The sequence below is a fragment of the Commensalibacter nepenthis genome (genome assembly GCF_029953305.1).
Classification (GTDB): Bacteria; Pseudomonadota; Alphaproteobacteria; order Acetobacterales; family Acetobacteraceae; genus Commensalibacter; species Commensalibacter nepenthis.
The window spans coordinates 696,523-715,690 of record NZ_JASBAN010000001.1 but is presented as its reverse complement, the minus strand read 5'-3'; the positions used below and the strand labels follow the sequence as shown (position 1 = coordinate 715,690).

Sequence of the window (19,168 nt, the reverse complement as noted above, 5' to 3'; positions counted from 1 at the left end):
ATAGCGTAAGTTATTTGAAACATACTGATTTAAATGAACGATTAAAAATATAAAATTTGGTTTTATTTTTCAACACAATCTATCGTAAAGTCAACGCTCTTATGCTATGAAAAAGTTTATTGTAACGACTTAATATACAAAAATCATAGATTTAAAATTTTTAAGGAAAGATGATGCGTCGTCCTATTTTTATTATTATTGGCTTGATCGTTATAGCATTTGCCATTGTTATCGTGCTTTTTGGATTAAAAGGCCCTGAAATGCCAATTCAAGAAGTGCATAAAGTGATTCCTATGAGCAAATTGCAACAGCAATCATCAGCACCCGCTTTGCCATCAATTCCGTCAATGCCTGTTCCTGGAAATACAGCTGGGCAACAACCTGCTACTGTAACACCGCCAACACAATCTATTCCTGCAATACCACAATCTGCGGCAACGGCTGGTGGAGCATTAAATAATGCAGGTCAGCCAGCGACGAATACGACCATACCTCCGATACCGTCGCAAGGTGCTGTGCCAAATTCTGCAACAGGCAACACCATGGGGGTACCTCAACCAACACCGCAATCAACGGTGCCTTTGATTATTCCTCAACAAGGTGCAGGTTCAACAAATGGTAAAGGTCAACCACCAGCAAACCCACAACCTGCTGCTGTAACACCGCCAACACAACCTATCCCTGCGATGCCTCAACCAGGCAGTGTTCCTGGAAATGAAACAGGAGTTCCAGCTCAACGCTAAGATAGTTTGATTAATAATGAATAGTAGTACGTATCTCGAATCTTTTCTTGAAATGCTAGCTGCAGAGCGTGGGGCTAGCAAAAATACGTTACAGGCTTACCAAGCGGATTTAGAAGATTTTCTGAGTTATCTGGTGATACAGAACGATACAAAATCTTTGGAATCCGTTTCGAAAGAGATTATCCAAAACTATTTTGAGTGGATGGGCAAAGAAGGAAAGTCTGCTCGAACCGCAGCCAGACGGTTATCATGTCTGCGTCAATTTTATCTTTTCTTAGTCAAAGAGGGGATTCGGAGTGATAACCCAACTTACTTGTTGCAAAATCCTTACTTACCTAAAACACTGCCAAAATATTTAACAGAACTTGAAATTGGTCTTTTACTAGATGCCTGTGTTCTATTAGAGGATTATCGTCGAGGTTTGGTGGCAAAAGCAGCCCTAGAGATTCTGTATAGCTCAGGTTTGCGAATCTCTGAGTTGTTAAAAATACGAAAAGATCAAATTCAATCAGATACAAAAATTTTACGAATTTATGGAAAGGGAGGAAAAGAACGTTTTATCCCTATTTCGGATTCGGCAGTAGAGGCCGCTATTGATTTAAAGAAAAACGATCACCATTTACAAAGTATGTTTTTATTTCCAGGTCGCGATTCATCAAAAAACCTAACACGACAAGGGTTTGATAAGATTCTTTATCAGGTGGCATTAAAAGCGGATTTGGATCCAGAACGTATCTCACCCCATGTTTTGCGTCATTCTTTTGCTAGTCATTTGCTGGCTCATGGTGCAGATTTAAGGTCTTTGCAAATGATGTTGGGACATGCTGATATTTCTACAACACAAATTTATACGCATGTTCAAATAGAACAACTAGAAAAAACCGTGCGTAATCACCATCCTTTAGCAAAAGAAAAGGATAAAAAGTGCGAATAGAAAATCTGTATAGCGATAAAATGATAGATTTTCAGGCAAATAGACTATAGAATTTTATTTATTTATGGTATTTCCGGATAATTATGCGTCAATTTTTAGATTTTGAAAAATCAGTGGCTGAACTTGAAACAAAGATTTTTGAGTTACAGCGTGTTGAACAATCCTCTGATGATATGAATATCGCGGAGGAGTTAAAGCAACTTGTTGATAAAGCAGATAAGCAACTTTCTGCCTTATATGCTAAACTGACCCCTTGGCAAAAAGTTCAAGTGGCTCGTCATGCTCAGCGTCCTCATGCGTTAGATTATATCAATGCGTTTATTGAAGATTTCACAGCTTTGGCTGGGGATCGATTATTCGCAGAAGATCACGCTATTATTGGTGGAATTGGACGTTTCAATGGTCAGACCGTGGTTGTCATTGGTATCGAGCGTGGTTCGGATTTAGATACACGTTTAGAACATAATTTTGGAATGGCCAGACCCGAAGGTTATCGAAAAGCCCAACGGTTAATGCAATTAGCCAGCCAATTTAATGTGCCTGTGATTACATTGGTTGATACTCCAGGTGCTTGGCCGGGAATCGATGCAGAGGAAAGAGGGCAAGCTGAAGCAATTGCAAAGTCTATTCAAACATGTTTGCGTACTTCCGTGCCTATCGTTACGGTGATTATTGGTGAAGGCGGGTCTGGTGGTGCGATTGCATTGGCAACAGCAGATAAAATTTTAATGCTTGAACATTCAATTTATTCTGTAATTTCACCAGAGGCTTGTTCTTCTATTTTATGGCGTGATGCCTCTCAAGCTGCACAAGCAGCAGGAGCTTTGTGTTTGACTGCTCAAGATTTATTGAAGTTTAAATTAATCGATCAAATCATTGCAGAACCGATGGGTGGTGCTCAACGTGACCCTGAAGTTGCTATTGAATCTGTTAAAAAAGCAATTCAAGAATCGCTAAATCAGTTAAAAGCTATTCCTTCACAAGCCTTACAAGCAAAGAGAAGAAAGAAATTCTTGGCGATGGGACGCCAAGAAGTAGAATAAAATATTAAAGGGGTTCTCCTTCTTGAGGTTGATACCCCATACGAATCAATAATTCATAAATTGCTTTTGCGGCTTGTTCGACGGCATGTTGATCCTGTCCCTTTGCGACGAGGGCGATGCCATTTTGTTTGTCATTTTTGTAAAATGGATATGAACCGATGTCTGTTTGTGGGAATTGATTCTGAATATCATTAAGGTCAGCCGCTACTTTTCCTTCAGATGCTTGGTAAGCATACCAAGTTTTTGAAATGATTGGGTTTCCATGACGTAATGTCGGAATAATTGTATTCAGCATTGCTTGCATAATTTGTGGAACGCCAGCCATCACATATACATTTCCAATCACGTAACCTGGTGCAACGGAAATTGGATTAGCGATTGGCTTCGCGCCCAAAGGTAAGTGCGCCATACGTTGACGTGCTTTGTTGAAATTTTCTTTTCCGATATAGTCTTCTAATAATTTGAAAGATTCGGGGTGGATTTGATTGGGGACTCCGAACGCCTCTGCAATACAATCAGAGGTAATATCATCATGTGTTGGTCCAATACCACCTGTGGTAAAGACATAATCCACAGCTGCTCTGATTTCATTGACTGTATGAATAATAACTTTTGGATCATCGGGAATCACTCTGGCTTCTTTTAGTTTAATTCCTGCAATTGCCAAGTGTTTAGCAATATAATTAACATTAATATCTTGCGTTCGACCTGATAGAATTTCGTTGCCGATGACGATAATTGCAGCTGTCGGATTCATTGATGCTTTCCTACGATACGTAAATATGAAATGATCTATAAAATATAGAGCGTTGCCTTGTAGTATAAGCGAAGGATTGAGAATGTTACATACAAAATTTTTCGAGCCTGTTTGTGTTTGGGATGTCAAAGCTGTCTTAGGTGAAGGAGTGGTCTGGGTTGAAAATGAACAGAGCGTTTATTTTGTCAATATTGTAGAAAAGAAAATCTATCGATACCATCCACAAACACAGGCGAAAACAGTTTGGGATGCTCCCAAGAAACCTGCTTTTATTTTTCCAACGACAGGGTCAGTTTTATTATGTGGTATGGAGGATGGATTATACTGGTTTGATCCAGTTCAAGGAAAATTTTCCCGTTGGTTTGTAATGAACGAAATGCATCCAAATAATCGTTTAAATGATGGATATGTTGATTCTATGGGTAGACTCTGGTTTGGAACCATGGATAACGAAGAGCAAAGCCCAAGTGGGTCTCTTTATTTACTCAGCTATGAAGAAGATGGTAAAATTTCTGCCATCCTTAAGGATAAAGATTACATCGTTACAAATGGTCCAGTAATTATGGAAAATAATAACATTTTATATCATAACCATTCCAACGAGCAGGTCATTTATCAATTTTATTGGAACGAATCAGGAACAATTTCGAACAAGAAGCCTTTTGTTACGTTTGAAAATGGATATCCTGATGGGATGGCAATGGACACACAAGACCATCTGTGGGTTTGTTTATATGCGGGTAAACAAATCAATATTTATTCACAAGATGCCACATTGCTTCAAACCATTCGATTTCCTTGCCCTAATATTACAAAAATTACGTTTGGGGGTGAGAATTACCAAACGGCTTTTGTAACAACGGCAACCAAGGATATGTCGACACAAGAACAACAGAGATATCCTCTGGCGGGTGGGTTGTTTTCTTTTGAAGTGTCCACGCCTGGTAGATCCCAAAATTTATTTAAGATATCATAAACAATTTCGCTAAAATAATAGATCTTTGAGCAAAGGAATGAAGGGTTTATCTGCTTCCATAACTAAATAATGATCCAGCTCCTCAGCGGAAACCCATGCAAGCTGTTGGTTTTCTTGGGGTTCTGGAACATTATTCCATTTATGGCACACATATAACGGCATCAGCAAATGAAAGTCCGTATATTCAAAAGAGGCAAATGTAAAAGGAGCCAAGCAGCTTTGGGATACATCAACATTAATTTCTTCTTTGAGTTCTCTCACCAAGGCTGCTTCGGGTGTTTCTCCTGGTTCTACTTTTCCACCAGGAAATTCCCACATGCCAGCCATGGATTTTCCCTCTGGTCTGCGCGCTAGTAACAAACGACCCTCAGTATCAATTAATGCGGCTGCAACAACAAGTAAGATTTTTTTAGGTGTAGAAGAAGAGAGTGTGATAGAAGCGGCAGTCTGACTGGGACAGATATCTTCACGTTGTAGTAAAAAATAGGAAACGGGTTGTTCGGTTGCTCGTGCAAGGAATTTTTCTTTTCCTTGACCAAAAGGTTGATAACCGCATTTTTTTAACACCGCAATTGATGCTAAATTATCATCTGCTGCGGTGGCACGGATATAATTAATATTTAAATTCGCCAATGCCCACGTACTAACACGTTGCAGGGCTTTGCTGGCAATTTGTTGTCCCCAATATTTGTGCCCAATCCAATAGCCAATTTTCCCGATTTGATCTTTGCCATCAACGCGCAGACCAATACAACCAACAATTTTTTGATTTGTATTATCGATCATCGTAAAATGATATGACTTCCCTGTTTCTGTTTCTTTGGAAACCAAATCAATCCATTGTTCTAAAAGGGGTTTAGGATATGGGAAAGGGACTTGGCTAAGCATTCTGACAACATTCCAATCATTAATCAAAGAATGAATAGAATGAATGTCCTCTGCCTGAATAATCCGTAACGTATAATGATCGATATGTAATGGAGGGACAGAAACATTATGGATCGTCATTTTGCAAAGCCTTGTTATAAATATTATATTTTTCTAGCAGCAATGAGGAATTCAACATTACCTTCGGGACCAGTGATAGGGCTGGTTTCAATACCTAAAATATTCCAGTTGTCCAAACTTTCCCACCAAGTTCTGATTTCTTGGCAAACTTTTTCATGAATTGCTGGATCACGTACGACGCCTTTGGAACCGACATGTTCTCTACCAGCTTCGAATTGTGGTTTGATTAATGCCACAGCCCATCCGCCAGACTGGCACAAAGAAAGCGCTGCTGGCAATACCATTTTAAGGCTAATAAAGCTGGCATCACACACAACGACTTGCACAGGATCTGGAACGATTTCTTGGGTTAAATATCGTGCATTGCATTTTTCATGCACAACAACTCTTTCATCACTGCGTATTTTCCAAGCAAGCTGCCCATGACCGACATCAATCGCATAAACTTTATTAGCACCATTAGTCAGTAAAACATCTGTAAAACCACCTGTTGATGCACCAACATCAATACAGTTTAATCCTTTTGGGGATAGGTGAAATGCAGATAACGCATGGTCAAGTTTAATGCCTCCTCTCGAAACCCAAGGATGAGGTTGTTGTTTGACGCTCAGTTCTGTATCTTCACGCACCATGTCGCCAGCTTTATTAACGCGCTGTTCTTTGCTGAAGACAAGACCTGCCATAATGAGAGCTTGAGCTTTGGTGCGGCTTTCTACTAATCCTCTGTCGACCAAGAGGACATCAATACGTTTTTTACCAGCCATCAGACCAAAGCTCTTTGATAGATAAATAAGACAAAAATATTAGTTTTTACGATAGACAACATATTCAGCCAAAGCACGCAAATTGTCAGCAGCAGCCCCAAAAGGCTCTAAATGACGAATAGCTTTGGCAACCAAACGATCGGCTTCTTTTCTGGCGTCTTCGATTCCTAATAATGAAACAAAGGTTGATTTTCCAGCTGCGTCATCTTTCCCTGCGGTTTTTCCAAGCTCTTCTGCACTTGCGGTGGCATCTAAAACATCATCAGCAATTTGAAAAGCAGTACCTAAATCTCTACCATAACTAATAATATGATTTTTTAAGTCAGGTGTTGCTTTACCTAAAATAGCACCTGCTTCGGCAGAGTAACAAATTAGACGTCCCGTTTTCATTGCATGTAAATTAAGGACTTCTGGTAATGTAAGGTGACGGTTTTCCCCTTCCATATCAATCACTTGACCGCCGACCATTCCAGTTGATCCACTTGCTTCAGCCAAAGATTTTACCAGTTGAATACGAATGGTTGCACTTTCGTGAATTTCTTCCATCGTCAGCAATTCAAATGCTTTGGTTTGTAAAGCATCGCCTGCTAAAATAGCAATTGCTTCACCATATTTAATATGAGTAGATGGTTTTCCACGACGTAAATCATCATCATCCATTGCAGGCAAGTCATCATGGATCAAAGAATAGGCATGAAGCATTTCAACGGATGCGCCAACATATATGGATTGTGCCAGTGGTACATTAAATAAAGAGGCTACTTCTGTAACCAAATATCCTCTGAGGCGTTTTCCCCCACCAAGAACAGCATAACGCATCGCCTCAATTAAATTGGCTTCTCCACCCTTCATACGAGGGAATTGTTTGTCCAATGTTTTTTCTAGTTCTTTTGCGCGTTGGGTTAAAGAATTACGTAGAGATTCAGCATCATATGTCGTAGAAGATGTCATGAGAGAAGGGACCTTCAAAATTATTCAATAGTTTCAGTATCAAGGCTGTTATCATCTTTTTTGACAATGATTTGAACACGAGCCTCTGCTTCATTTAGTTTTTTTTCACAGTAACGCCGTAACTGCGCACCACGCTCATAAGAGACAATGGCTTCTTCTAGTTTTTGTTGACCTGTTTCTAGGTTATGAACAATTTTTTCCAGTTCGCTTAAAGCATCCTCGAACGAAAGAGAGGATAAATCATTGGTCATCGGTATTTTCCAATAGCTCTTTTTAATGTTAAAACAAGTATATATTGTTTCTTCAGTAAATGGTTTTCTTGTTTATAAGACGACTTGATACAGTTGTATAGAAAATATTGACGTTATTTTCGTTTTATTAAAAAGGATAGCACCGTTCCATGATCTGAAAAAGCAATTAATGCATGTCCTGTTTGACGACAAAATTCTTGAAACTCTTTGATCGTGCCACGATCTGTTGCCAGAATACGTAAATTTTTGCCTTTTTCTAGGGTTTGTAATGCACGGTTCGCTTTTAAAACAGGTAAAGGGCATAATAATCCTTTAACATCTAAAACGATCTCACTCATGAAGATATTCCTATAAAAAAAGACCTTGTTTCCAAGGTCTTTAATACTATATTTGCAACAACTTGTATAGAATCTTTGTATTATTTTAATTCTGTATGCTTCATTTCGCCTGTTTTACTATATTTATGCGTAAAAATACGAATAACTCCAATCACTGCTAAAATTGCACAGGTGATGATAATTTGAGTGCGTGCTGTATTATTGAATAGCATGGCAATGATGACAGCAGTTAAAGATAAAACAGTTAACCAAGATAGATAAGGAAAGAACCACATTTGAAAAATGGGTAATTGATTAGCTGCTTGCATCCTCTTGCGAACGTTAATTTGTGAAAGACCAATTGCGATATAAACAAATAAGATAATCGAACCAGCACAGCTTAAAAGATAAGAGAAAGTATGGCTAGGCGAGATATAAGAAGCAATTGAAATAGCAATCCCAATGAAAGAAGCTGCAATAATAGCGCGTTTTGGAACCCCATTGCTGGTTGTATGAATTAACCATCTTGGTGCATCATCATACTCTGCAAGTTCAAATAATGTTCTGGAAGTTGCATAAATCGAAGAGTTTAAACAAGATAAAATTGCGATTAAAATAGTAAATTCCATAATGTCAGAGGCATACGGAATATGAATAGCTTGTAACGCCATTAAAAAGGGTGAAATGCCAGGGATAACCTGATCCCAAGGAACGATTGATAAAATAATGGCAATAGAAATAACATAAAAGGCAACAATTCTGAAAATAATTGTTCTGGTTGCATAGGCAACATTTTCGGCGGGTTTATCTGATTCAGCAGCAGCAATTGTTGCGACCTCTGATCCTGTAACTGTAAATAAAACAGTTGGAATAATGGTAAAGATTGCAATAACGCCATTGGGGAAAAACCCATGATGGGACCAAATATTGTTGACACTTCCAGCTTTAAAACCAAATAAATTCGAAATAGCCATGCCACCAACGACAATAAAGGCAGCAATAGCAACGATCTTAATCAACGCAAACCAAAATTCAAATTCACCATAACCACGTACAGAAAACAGGTTCGTGAGCATCATGGCAATAACCAATATAGGACCCAAGATCATGGTTGCAGCGAAGCTATATTCTGGTGGAATATGCATATAATGTTGTAACATTTCTCCACCAGCAATAGATTCAGCAGCAATGGCGGAAATCCAAAATAGCCAATATCCCCATCCAAGGACAAACGTAACATTATGTCCCATTCCGCGACGGATATGATTCAAAAAGGAACCCACTTCTGGTTTTTCAATAACCAGTTCACCCAACATTCGCATGACAAAGAAAATCATTAATCCTGTGATAACATAGGATAATAAAACAGCAGGTCCTGTGGCGTGAATAGAAGCAGATGCGCCAACAAAAAGACCAGCACCAATGATGCCCCCCATCGAAATCATGACAACGTGGCGCCGTTCAAGAGTATGAGCCAGCTCACCGTCTTTTAAAGGGGGGGTGGAAACGTGTTTTTTATGTTTTGTGGGTATCAATGCTTCATCCTTTGTTGTGATTATAGAGTTTATAATTTAATATATAATGTTGTGTTTATTGACCGTTTATCAATTCCTTTTTTCTATATATTAAAGATATCATGTTGACGTTTCTATTTATTTACAATCAATAAGTTAGGTGGCTTAAATAGATTAAGACATTTTTGTGGCAAAAATTTATGCTGACTTATTTTATTTGTTTTTGCAAATAGATAATTCGCTGGATCATAGAAATTTATAATAAATTAAATTACAAAAGTTAAAATCTTCTTAAAAATGAGCTATTTCGTAATATTTGCATGATAAAGAGTTGGAGCAAAGATTGTCTCTGGTCACACTATAAAAGATTATGCTTGAGATTACAACTTTAGGTATAAAATAGTCAAAGGGCGTTGTAAAAGACAGATCAAGCCTGTTTGGTTATTTTTAGCGCATCTCTGTATAAATAATTTCCGTAATTCATCAAAAAATAGAAAATAGTCGTATAGTGTGAATTTATCCATTTGACTCAATTGAGAACCATTTTTAAAATGTGGTGTTGATGTATAGTATTTCACTCTGTTCTCTTCTACATCAATTGTCATATATGGATCGCTTGCAGAAGGGGGCTTTCTTCCAAAACTATGTAGTTTTGCGTAGTTGCGGTTAATAACATTTGTAGCAATTGATGTCATTGCTTGGTCAACAAGAATACATTGATCTAGTGTAGGGCTGTTTTTAGGCGTATCTTTATGGCATTTTTTAACTGCATCTTTTATTAGTGCATTTATACCTTTCTTTACAGTAGGTTGCACCATATTTATTTATGGTCTGCTGAAATGCCTCTTGTGACATCTCAGGGCTATTAGCATTTACTGCTGCGGGAAGAATAGAGACTATAATTGTTAACGCCCAAAATCGTTTTTTCATTGTGATATTTCCTTTCTATTTAGAAATATCACAAGTTATCAATTTATGAATTTTATTCAATAATATAAGTTATTTTACTCGTTTTCATTACTAGAGGCATTCTCTGTTTTTTTTACAGCCACTTTAGGCAGGTTTAAAGCCAAAGAAAGTTCTTTCAACCGTTCTGGTGTTGTGGGGGCAGGGGCGCACATCATTAAATCTTCGCCTTGTTGATTTAACGGGAATAAAATAACTTCACGAATGTTTGGCTCATCCGTTAATAACATTACAATACGATCAACTCCAGGAGCAGCACCACCATGAGGAGGTGCTCCATAACGGAATGCATTCAACATCCCACCAAAGCGTTTTTCAACCTCTTCTTCTGGATAGCCAGCAATCTCAAACGCGCGGATCATAATGTCAGGGCGGTGGTTACGGATCGCACCAGAAGAAAGCTCAATCCCATTACAAACAATATCATATTGATATGCGTTAATTTCCAAAGGATCTTGACTGTTTAATGCTTCCAACCCCCCTTGAGGCATAGAGAATGGATTATGAGAGAAATCAATCAATCCTGTTTCTTCATTTAACTCATACATTGGGAAGTCAACAATCCAACAGAAACGGAATGCATTTTGTTCGATAAGTTCTAGTTCAGTAGCAATCTTTGTACGCACTGTGCCTGAAAATTTAACCATCTCCAGTCCTTTACCAGCCACAAAGAAAACTGCATCACCATTTTGAAGGTTACAAGCCTTTTTAATTTCTTCACAACGTAATTCATCAAGGTTTTTAGCAATTGGACCTTTGGCTGCGCCCGTTTCATCAAAAGTAATATAACCCAAGCCGCCCATTTTTTCTTCTCTAGCCCAGTTATTAAGCTTATCAAAGAAAGAACGCGGTTTATTTCCAGCACCAGGGGCAGGAATTGCACGAACTTCACCGCCTTCAGCCGTGATTTTAGCAAATAACCCAAAACCAGAACCATCAAACGCAGTTGTTACATCAGTAATTTTTAACGGATTACGTAAATCAGGCTTATCGCTACCATATTCTTTCATAGCAGTTTTATAAGGAATACGTTCAAAAGGAGCTTGACTGATGTTATGATTTGGTGCGAATTCTTTAAAAATGCCTTCCATAACAGGTTCTAGCGTTTCAAAGACATCTTCTTGAGTTACGAAAGACATTTCAAAATCTAATTGATAGAATTCTCCAGGAGAACGATCCGCACGAGCAGCTTCATCACGGAAACAAGGTGCAATTTGGAAATAGCGATCAAATCCAGCAACCATTGCTAATTGTTTGAATTGTTGAGGCGCTTGAGGTAGGGCATAAAATTTGCCAGGATGCAAGCGTGCTGGAACCAAAAAGTCTCTAGCACCTTCAGGAGATGATGCGGTCAGAATTGGTGTTTGAAATTCAGTAAATCCTCGTTCAATCATACGATTGCGTAGGCTAGAGATAACGTTGGATCTTAATAAAATATTACGGTGAATACGTTCACGACGTAGATCAATATAACGATAAGTTAAGCGTAAATCTTCGGGGTAATTTTCATTACCATTGACTTGAAAAGGTAAAACTGCAGCAGAAGAAAGGATTTCTATATTTTCAGCTTGGATTTCAATTTCACCTGTGGGTAATTTAGGATTAATTGTATCTTCTTCACGTGAAACGACTTTCCCTGTAATGCACAATACGCTTTCTACTCTGACTTTTTCAATTGTTTCGAGTATAGAAGAATCCGCAGGAATTACAATTTGAGTAATACCAAAATGGTCCCGAAGATCGATGAATAATAACCCGCCATGGTCTCTTTTACTATGTACCCAGCCAGAAAGTTTAACAATTGATCCAACGTCACTTGCTCTGAGAGCAACACAATTATGAGTACGATAGCGATGCATTAACTTATCCTATATCTTGTTATTAAATTTTAATTCTATGGTCTTAATGATATGAAAGGCATGGTTGCGATAAAAATGCGATACCATTTTATTCAAAAAAATAATTATAAATGAGATCACGAATTCTTTCAAATTCATTCATAACTACTCAGATTATTTTTGTAGATATAGAGCGCGTTTTTTGTCGGAACAGATGCAAAGAAAATATAATGGATTTTAAAAATGATCTTATGTTTGATAAGATTTAAATCAATTATATCAATGTCTATTCCAGCAATGGTTGATTAGTGAATTGACAATATTATATAAAAAAAACAGCATATTGTTAATGTTACTGATTACAACTAATAGCTCTTGGCTGTGCAATAGTTAACAATCCATGTAACTTATCATAATCTTGCAGAACGCAAGCCAAAGTATATTGATCGAGTACTGTATAAAAAGATTCAAACGCATTAAAAATAATTGATTTTATTATGCAGTTTTTCTGAATAACACATTTCCCACATTTAATGGGTTGTTCTGTATCTTCTGTGTGTCTGACAATACTGCCTAAAGTGATGTCGCAAGGGGGCTTATTCAATCTTAATCCTCCACGTCGCCCTCTAACTGTTGAAATAAAATCAGCTTTTCCAAGATGATGAACGACTTTCATCAGATGATTTTGCGAAATATCATAACAGGTAGCAATTTCGTGAATAGAACTGAGGCGATCTTGATGAATGCTCAGATAAATTAAAACGCGTAGTGCATAATCTGTATATAAAGAGAGTTGCATAATTCTTTAGGTCTCCGCCAAAACATAGACATTCTATAATTTATAGTATGAAAATAGGGTTCAAATACGGCTTTTATCTAAACCCTATTTCATTATATAGTCATTAGTTTGAGCGTTTCCACCAGCCAGCACGAGGTGCCGGAGAAGGAGCATTATCAATGACAATCGGTTTAATTATAGTATCCTGTTGATTTGGTTGTGTTTCTTCCGTTACCTCAGAGTTAGAGGTTTTCGGTTTTTTGTTTACTGTTTTGCGAGAAGTGGGCTTTGCCTTTTTGGCACTAGCATCATTATCAACATCAGTAGCTTTTTTTGTAGTTGATGTTGTTTTTCTCGTACGAGTTGTTTTTTTGACAGGTTTCTTTTCTGCTTCATCCGTTGCAATCGTTGTAGGAGTATCGCCGGCTTCTTCTGTCGGTTTAACAGTTTTTGCCTTTGATGTTGCAGTTTTCCTTTGCACCACAGTAGAGGTCTTTCTCGTTGTCTTACGCACTGGTTTAGCAGGCGTTTTTTCCGCAACGATTTCTTTTTCAGATTGATCGACTGCTATTGATTGTGCCGTTGAGGGTGCAGAAACGGAGATTGTGTTCTCTGGCTGAGCGTTTTCTTTAGTGTCTGTGATATCAACCGAGATAAAAGCAGGAGAGCTCGCATCATTATCTGTTTTAAGCATATTCACAGAAGATGGTGTTTCGGCTTCTGTAATAGGCACAATATTGACAGCGGTTTCAACTAAGTCACGAGAATTTTCTTGGTTATTATCCTCTGTAGCTTGTTGATATTTATTGCGTTTCCAACGGGGTTGACGTGGATAACGATTGGAACGTTTAGGACGATCCTCACGTTTGGCTGCAAAATATTCATCTTGATTAACCACTGGATGAAAGCTGATATCTGGCTGTTCATCTTGATCGGTGATGATGATTGCCTGGGAATTACTTTCTGCGACTGGTTGAACATCTACAGATTCAACAATTTCTTCCGATTGTTGTTCAGCTCTACGTTGTTTATAATTATTGTAACGCGAACGTCTATTATTGTTACGACGTTTTTCTTGGTAATTTTCTCTTTCTTCGGAAATTTCTTCTGTTTCAGAAGATTCAGATTGGATCGGAATTTCCCTGATGAAAGGGCTTTGACTTTCTTGTAACAAGAAATTTGCTTTTTCTTGTTCTGCTTCTTGCTCTTGTTCGAGCGCTTCATTCACTTCATGAGAAAAAGAAATTTTTGATTCAGTTAATGTTGTGTCAATATCAAGAATAATTTGAATTTTATATTTATTTTCAATATCCAATAACCAGCTACGTTTTTGATTTAAAATATAAAATGCAATATCGTTTGAAGATGTATGAACTGTTAAAACACCAGGTTTAGATTTGCGTGCTTCTTCATCAATTTGACGTAAAATATGCAAACAAGCACTTGGGATACTGCGTATAATTCCTGTTCCATTACAATGATGGCAAGGAATAAAAGAAAATTCAGAAATAGAGGGACGCAGGCGCTGACGTGTCATTTCCATTAAACCAAATGAGGAGATGGATCCAACTTGAATACGTGCACGATCTTTATGTAAAGCATTTTTAAGACGCTTTTCGACCATATAATTGTGTTTTCTATTTTCCATGTCAATAAAATCAATAACAATTAACCCAGCTAAGTCACGAAGGCGTAATTGTCTAACAATTTCATCGGCAGCTTCTTGATTGGTACGTAACGCTGTTTCTTCTAAATCTTTTTCTTTGATAGAGCGTCCAGAGTTCACATCAATGGCGACCAGAGCTTCGGTTTGATTGATAACTAAATATCCCCCAGATTTTAATTGGACTGTTGGGGACAGCATTTGCTCAATGAGTTTTTCAACTTTGTAATGAGAGAAAAGCGTTTGTTTTTGATCTCTCCATAAATGAAGTTTGCGCATATTTTGAGGCATTAAAGCGCGCATATAATCTCTGGCGATGTTCCAACCTTCTTCACCATCAATTAAAATTTCACCAATATCAGAAGTATAAATATCTCTGATTGCACGCTTTAACAGACTTGAATCTTCATAGATCAGTGATGGCGCAACAGCTTTCATTGTACGATCACGAATTTCATCCCATAGATGTAAAAGATATTCCCCATCTTTTAATGCGTCAGGTTTCGGACACTGAGCACCTGCTGTGCGAACAATCATACCCATATGGACGGGGATATTTAATTCAGCAATGATGTCTTTAAGGCGTTTTCTTTCAGAGATAGATGTAATTTTTCTGGAAATTCCACCCCCTCTGAGTGAGTTCGGCATTAACACACAATAACGACCAGCAAGGGACAAATAGGTTGTGAGGGCGGCACCTTTATTCCCTCTTTCTTCTTTGACAACTTGGACTAATAATATTTGTCTTTTATGAATAACTTCTTGGATTTTATAATTTTTTATAATATTGGCAACAGGTTGGCTGATATCATCATCGTCATTGAATGTAGTGGGTTGTTGATCGTCGAAATTTTCATCATCAAGCTGATTATCTTCAATAGCATTTTTATTCAAATCAAGCAGTTTGTTACGATCTGCGATTGGAATTTGATAATAATCAGGATGAATTTCGCTGAAAGCCAAGAAACCATGACGATTACCACCATATTCAACAAAAGCGGCCTGTAAACTGGGCTCAATGCGAATAACTTTGGCGAGGTATATGTTGCCTTTTAATTGTTTTTTAGTTGAATTTTCAACATCATAATTTTCTATGCAATTACCATCGAGGGTAACAACACGTGTTTCTTCTTTGTAGCTGGCATCGATCAGCAATTTTTTAGTCATAATAATTTATTACTCCGGCGATTGTCTTCAAACAATCAATAATAATTTCAAAGTAATATTTGCGATGGGAACGTGCATTTTATATTATTTTTTACGACGTAACCATGAAACTTACTTGAAAGTAGGTAAAACTTGAAATCTTGTTTAGCAAATTTAAAAAATAATTACATTACTCAAATTAAATTTTGTTTATATTCATACAAAGTTATTTTTGCAAAAGCTGACTAACTGTTTCAGTTCTTAGATATCATTAAGGATACTCTTTAAATAACTTGTTATAAATATTCAAAATAATATTGATTTGACATGTGGTTTATCTTTCCAAGGTACAAAGGCACCTCTAATAAAAAACAATATCTCAGAATTGTAGGGTAACGCAAAGTTTTTTTTATTATTTGCAGGTCGATAAAGATTTTTTAATCAAAAAGATTTTTTGAATTCTTGAACAGAATCGGGCAATATAGAGTCGTGAAAGTTTAAATTGGTCAAAAGTGTTAGCAGGAAAATGAACGATAACATTAAAAGTTGTAATGATATTGTAAGAAAATCAATCCCCAAGATGTCAAGACGAATTATGTTATCAGCATCAGCGGCTTTATTTATGCCATCAATTGCAATTGCGGTTGATAAAGTGACGAAAAATTCAACAAGCGCAAAACATTCTACCAATAAAAGCACAAAAGGCAAAGCCCCCGCAATCGTTGGGCGAGCCAAACCGCATGTGCCTGTTATAATATTAGATCCGGGACATGGTGGTAAAGACCCTGGTGCGGTTGGATATTCTGGGACGTATGAAAAACATATAGCGTATGCAACAGCAGTAGAGCTCTCAAAGCAATTAATGCGCACAGGAAAATATCATGTAAAATTAACGCGGAATGCAGATAAATTTGTCCCGTTAGATGGTCGCGTTGATTTTGCTCAATCGAACAAGGCAAATTTGTTTGTTTCAATGCATGCGGATGCGTTAAATAATCATTCTATTAGAGGGGCGAGCGTCTATACTTTATCCAATCACGCTTCTGATGCTCAATCTGCGGCACTGGCTTCGGTCGAAAATAATGCGGATAGATATGGGGGGGCGAATGTGCATGTGGCATCCCCCGCAGTGCAAAAAATTTTGGCAAGTTTGGTAAAGTTAGAGACTAAGAAAGAATCTGTTGCGATGGCGCAAAATGTTGTGCGCTCTTTTCATTCTCGTGTTAATTTATTACAAAATCCCAAAAGATACGCAGCTTTTGTGGTCTTAAAATCAATTAATATCCCATCTATATTGGTGGAGATGGGATTTATGTCTAACCGAGTTGATGAGGAATCTTTGAAAAGAGCAGCGTATAGAACCTTGATTGCATCTTCGATGCGTCAAGCTATTGATAGATATTTTGCGATAGGGGGAAGCGTCACACATTTAACAGGTTAAATAAAAATTTGATTTTATGTTAGAAAATGATATATTTCATTTACACAATTTATGATATTTAACCTTTATTTATAAAGTAAATATTTATGTTTTGTTGGATCTTTTTAATTTATTTTCTCTATATAGTCTTGGTTAAGTCCCCAAAATTATATAGAGATTTTTTTTGTCAAATTATCGTATTTGAACTAGTACCCTTGGTTATAGTTACCTTGTTTAGGTCTGTTAGGTGTTGTTGCAGCACCCACACCCGCGCCTAGGGCACCCCCAGCCAATGCACCGATTGCAGCACCGCCACCGCCACCAGCAAGCGCACCAATTGCAGCACCTGTGCCACCACCAATTAATGCGCCAGTACCAGCACGTCCGCCCATACTATATCCATTATCACATGCAGTTAAAAAAGATGTTGAAAGAATAACAACAGCCAGACCCGCATAAGTAGACTTTAAAATTTTCTTCATTTTAGTTCTTTTCTTTCCTAGAGTTTTACTTTTATGATAACTACTTAAGTAAACTTAATATAACAAAATGGTTTATTTTTGGCAGCTTCTTTTTTTATAATTTTCTTAATGATTGCGATTCTTTTACAAAATTGAAAACTATATTAAAGAGAATTAGGTTTGATAAGATCAGAAACAAGCTATTTTCGTGTTAGTACAAGGCTTGGTTTTGGTGAATTTGAATTTTTTATTAAAATTTGACTACAAATTTTATTTATTTGCGTTTATATATTTATATCTCTTTTGTGTTGTTTTTTTGTAACAGTGTTGATGTTGTGCTATGTTTAAAGTTGAAAATCTTAAAAAATAAAAAAAAACTTTCTTTTTATGAGATTAAGGCTTGCCCCGAACGTTGCAAATGGGTAATTCCAAGAGAGAGCTTTGTAATTTAGGGGCTGGGTGTTTCTATTTCAAAATCGTGATTATAGAAATTATTAATTAAAGTTTGATTAAAAGCATATAAAGTTTTTGCTGTCGGGAGTGGTGGATGTTTTCTCGTCTGTTCGGTTTTATGTCTGCAGACATGGCGATCGATCTTGGAACTGCTAATACATTGGTGTATGTCAAAGGTCGTGGAATAGTTTTAAATGAGCCTTCAGTGGTTGCAATTGCTGAGGTTCGTGGAAAAAAACAAGTTTTAGCAGTGGGTGAAGAAGCCAAAAATATGGTGGGACGTACTCCTGGTAATATTACTGCTATTCGTCCTATGCGCGATGGGGTTATTGCAGATTTTGAAGTCGCAGAAGAAATGATTAAGCATTTTATTCAAAAAGTGCATAATCGTCGTATGTTTGCCAGTCCTCAGATTGTTATTTGTGTGCCTTCCGGATCGACAGCAGTTGAAAGACGCGCCATTCAAGAAAGCGCAGAAGGTGCAGGGGCACGTAGAGTTCAATTAATTGAAGAACCAATGGCTGCTGCAATCGGCGCCGGTTTGCCTGTAACGGAGCCTTCTGGCAGCATGATTGTTGATATTGGTGGTGGTACGACCGAAGTCGCAGTGATTTCATTAGGTGGTATTGTTTATTCTCGTTCTGTACGCGTCGGTGGTGACAGAATGGACGACGCGATTATTGCCTATATCCGTCGTCATCATAATTTGTTGATTGGTGAAAGCTCTGCAGAAAAAATTAAAATGGAGTTGGGCGCCGCTATTGCAACACCTTCTGCTGATGGTGGACCTTGGCGTGAAGTCAAAGGGCGTGATTTGATGAATGGTGTCCCAAGAGAAGTTTTGGTGTCTCAAGAACAAATTGCGGATAGTTTGGCTGAACCGATTGCCCAAATTGTCGAGGGTGTCTCTGTTGCACTAGAAAATACACCTCCTGAATTGGCTGCTGACATCGTTGATAAAGGGATTATGTTAACGGGCGGTGGCAGTTTGCTGGCACGCTTTGACGATGTTTTACGTCAAGCAACAGGATTGCCAGTTATTCTTGCGGAAAATCCTTTGGATTGTGTTGCGCTTGGAACCGGTCGTGCGCTAGAGGAAATGAAACGTCTTAGAAATATTTTAACAACAATGTATTAAACTGATTTTGTTCGTTAAAATATTTATATGAATTGAATAGTGTGTGT

The 19,168-nt window shown here is 37.6% G+C and carries 18 protein-coding genes; 6 read left to right on the top strand and 12 right to left on the bottom strand.

The genetic code is table 11. From position 1 onward, the window contains the following. Nucleotides 1-173 precede the first annotated feature (173 nt). The 3 genes from QJV33_RS03265 to QJV33_RS03255 all read left to right on the top strand — a co-directional run bounded on the left by QJV33_RS03265 (nucleotide 174) and on the right by QJV33_RS03255 (nucleotide 2,720). Complete coding sequence (locus QJV33_RS03265) at nucleotides 174-743, top strand: hypothetical protein (RefSeq protein WP_281461978.1); 570 nt, start codon at nucleotides 174-176, stop codon at nucleotides 741-743. A 16-nt stretch (nucleotides 744-759) separates the two neighbouring features. Further along, nucleotides 760-1,677 (top strand): tyrosine recombinase, encoded by a 918-nt coding sequence (locus QJV33_RS03260; protein ID WP_281461977.1) that lies wholly within the window; start codon nucleotides 760-762, stop codon nucleotides 1,675-1,677. Between the two features lie 83 nt (nucleotides 1,678-1,760). Then, nucleotides 1,761-2,720 (top strand): acetyl-CoA carboxylase carboxyltransferase subunit alpha, encoded by a 960-nt coding sequence (locus QJV33_RS03255; protein ID WP_281461976.1) that lies wholly within the window; start codon nucleotides 1,761-1,763, stop codon nucleotides 2,718-2,720. A 4-nt stretch (nucleotides 2,721-2,724) separates the two neighbouring features. Here the strand turns inward: QJV33_RS03255 and QJV33_RS03250 are convergent, their stop codons facing one another. Further along, nucleotides 2,725-3,477, bottom strand: a complete 753-nt coding sequence (locus QJV33_RS03250; protein WP_281461975.1) for a competence/damage-inducible protein A — start codon at nucleotides 3,475-3,477, stop codon at nucleotides 2,725-2,727. A gap of 82 nt (nucleotides 3,478-3,559) precedes the next feature. Here QJV33_RS03250 and QJV33_RS03245 point away from each other — a divergent pair, with 82 nt between their 5' ends. After that, nucleotides 3,560-4,453, top strand: coding sequence for an SMP-30/gluconolactonase/LRE family protein (locus tag QJV33_RS03245; protein ID WP_281461974.1), 894 nt, complete (start codon nucleotides 3,560-3,562; stop codon nucleotides 4,451-4,453). 9 nt (nucleotides 4,454-4,462) lie between these two features. Here the strand turns inward: QJV33_RS03245 and QJV33_RS03240 are convergent, their stop codons facing one another. The 10 genes from QJV33_RS03240 to QJV33_RS03195 form a co-directional block, all read right to left on the bottom strand. Beyond that, complete coding sequence (locus QJV33_RS03240; protein WP_281461973.1) at nucleotides 4,463-5,461, bottom strand: bifunctional GNAT family N-acetyltransferase/(deoxy)nucleoside triphosphate pyrophosphohydrolase; 999 nt, start codon at nucleotides 5,459-5,461, stop codon at nucleotides 4,463-4,465. Nucleotides 5,462-5,484: 23 nt separating this feature from the next. Continuing rightward, the gene (locus QJV33_RS03235; protein WP_281461972.1) at nucleotides 5,485-6,225 is read right to left on the bottom strand and encodes a TlyA family RNA methyltransferase; all 741 of its coding nucleotides are present in this window, start codon (nucleotides 6,223-6,225) and stop codon (nucleotides 5,485-5,487) included. Nucleotides 6,226-6,264: 39 nt separating this feature from the next. Further along, complete coding sequence (locus QJV33_RS03230) at nucleotides 6,265-7,176, bottom strand: polyprenyl synthetase family protein (RefSeq protein WP_281461971.1); 912 nt, start codon at nucleotides 7,174-7,176, stop codon at nucleotides 6,265-6,267. Between the two features lie 20 nt (nucleotides 7,177-7,196). Continuing rightward, a complete protein-coding gene (locus QJV33_RS03225) occupies nucleotides 7,197-7,427 on the bottom strand; it encodes an exodeoxyribonuclease VII small subunit (RefSeq protein WP_271789223.1) in 231 nt (76 codons plus the stop codon). A 113-nt stretch (nucleotides 7,428-7,540) separates the two neighbouring features. Then, a complete protein-coding gene (locus tag QJV33_RS03220) occupies nucleotides 7,541-7,765 on the bottom strand; it encodes a sulfurtransferase TusA family protein (RefSeq protein ID WP_281461970.1) in 225 nt (74 codons plus the stop codon). 80 nt (nucleotides 7,766-7,845) lie between these two features. Continuing rightward, complete coding sequence (locus QJV33_RS03215; RefSeq protein ID WP_281461969.1) at nucleotides 7,846-9,279, bottom strand: amino acid permease; 1,434 nt, start codon at nucleotides 9,277-9,279, stop codon at nucleotides 7,846-7,848. 359 nt (nucleotides 9,280-9,638) lie between these two features. Then, nucleotides 9,639-10,076: a hypothetical protein gene (locus tag QJV33_RS03210; RefSeq protein WP_281461968.1), complete on the bottom strand. Its 438-nt coding sequence runs from the start codon at nucleotides 10,074-10,076 to the stop codon at nucleotides 9,639-9,641. A gap of 186 nt (nucleotides 10,077-10,262) precedes the next feature. Continuing rightward, nucleotides 10,263-12,083 (bottom strand): aspartate--tRNA ligase, encoded by a 1,821-nt coding sequence (gene aspS, locus QJV33_RS03205; protein ID WP_281461967.1) that lies wholly within the window; start codon nucleotides 12,081-12,083, stop codon nucleotides 10,263-10,265. 331 nt (nucleotides 12,084-12,414) lie between these two features. Continuing rightward, nucleotides 12,415-12,861: an RrF2 family transcriptional regulator gene (locus tag QJV33_RS03200; protein ID WP_281461966.1), complete on the bottom strand. Its 447-nt coding sequence runs from the start codon at nucleotides 12,859-12,861 to the stop codon at nucleotides 12,415-12,417. Between the two features lie 103 nt (nucleotides 12,862-12,964). Next, on the bottom strand, nucleotides 12,965-15,670 hold the full coding sequence (locus QJV33_RS03195; RefSeq protein WP_281461965.1) for an Rne/Rng family ribonuclease: 2,706 nt from the start codon (nucleotides 15,668-15,670) through the stop codon (nucleotides 12,965-12,967). A gap of 505 nt (nucleotides 15,671-16,175) precedes the next feature. Here QJV33_RS03195 and QJV33_RS03190 point away from each other — a divergent pair. Continuing rightward, nucleotides 16,176-17,090: an N-acetylmuramoyl-L-alanine amidase family protein gene (locus tag QJV33_RS03190; protein WP_281461964.1), complete on the top strand. Its 915-nt coding sequence runs from the start codon at nucleotides 16,176-16,178 to the stop codon at nucleotides 17,088-17,090. Between the two features lie 185 nt (nucleotides 17,091-17,275). On the opposite strand, the gene QJV33_RS03185 is transcribed toward QJV33_RS03190, so the two are convergent. Beyond that, complete coding sequence (locus tag QJV33_RS03185) at nucleotides 17,276-17,551, bottom strand: hypothetical protein (RefSeq protein ID WP_271789214.1); 276 nt, start codon at nucleotides 17,549-17,551, stop codon at nucleotides 17,276-17,278. 526 nt (nucleotides 17,552-18,077) lie between these two features. On the opposite strand from QJV33_RS03185, the gene QJV33_RS03180 reads away from it, so the two are divergent. Next, entirely contained in the window at nucleotides 18,078-19,121 is a 1,044-nt protein-coding gene (locus QJV33_RS03180) for a rod shape-determining protein (protein WP_281461963.1), read from the top strand. The last annotated feature ends 47 nt before the right edge of the window (nucleotides 19,122-19,168 follow it).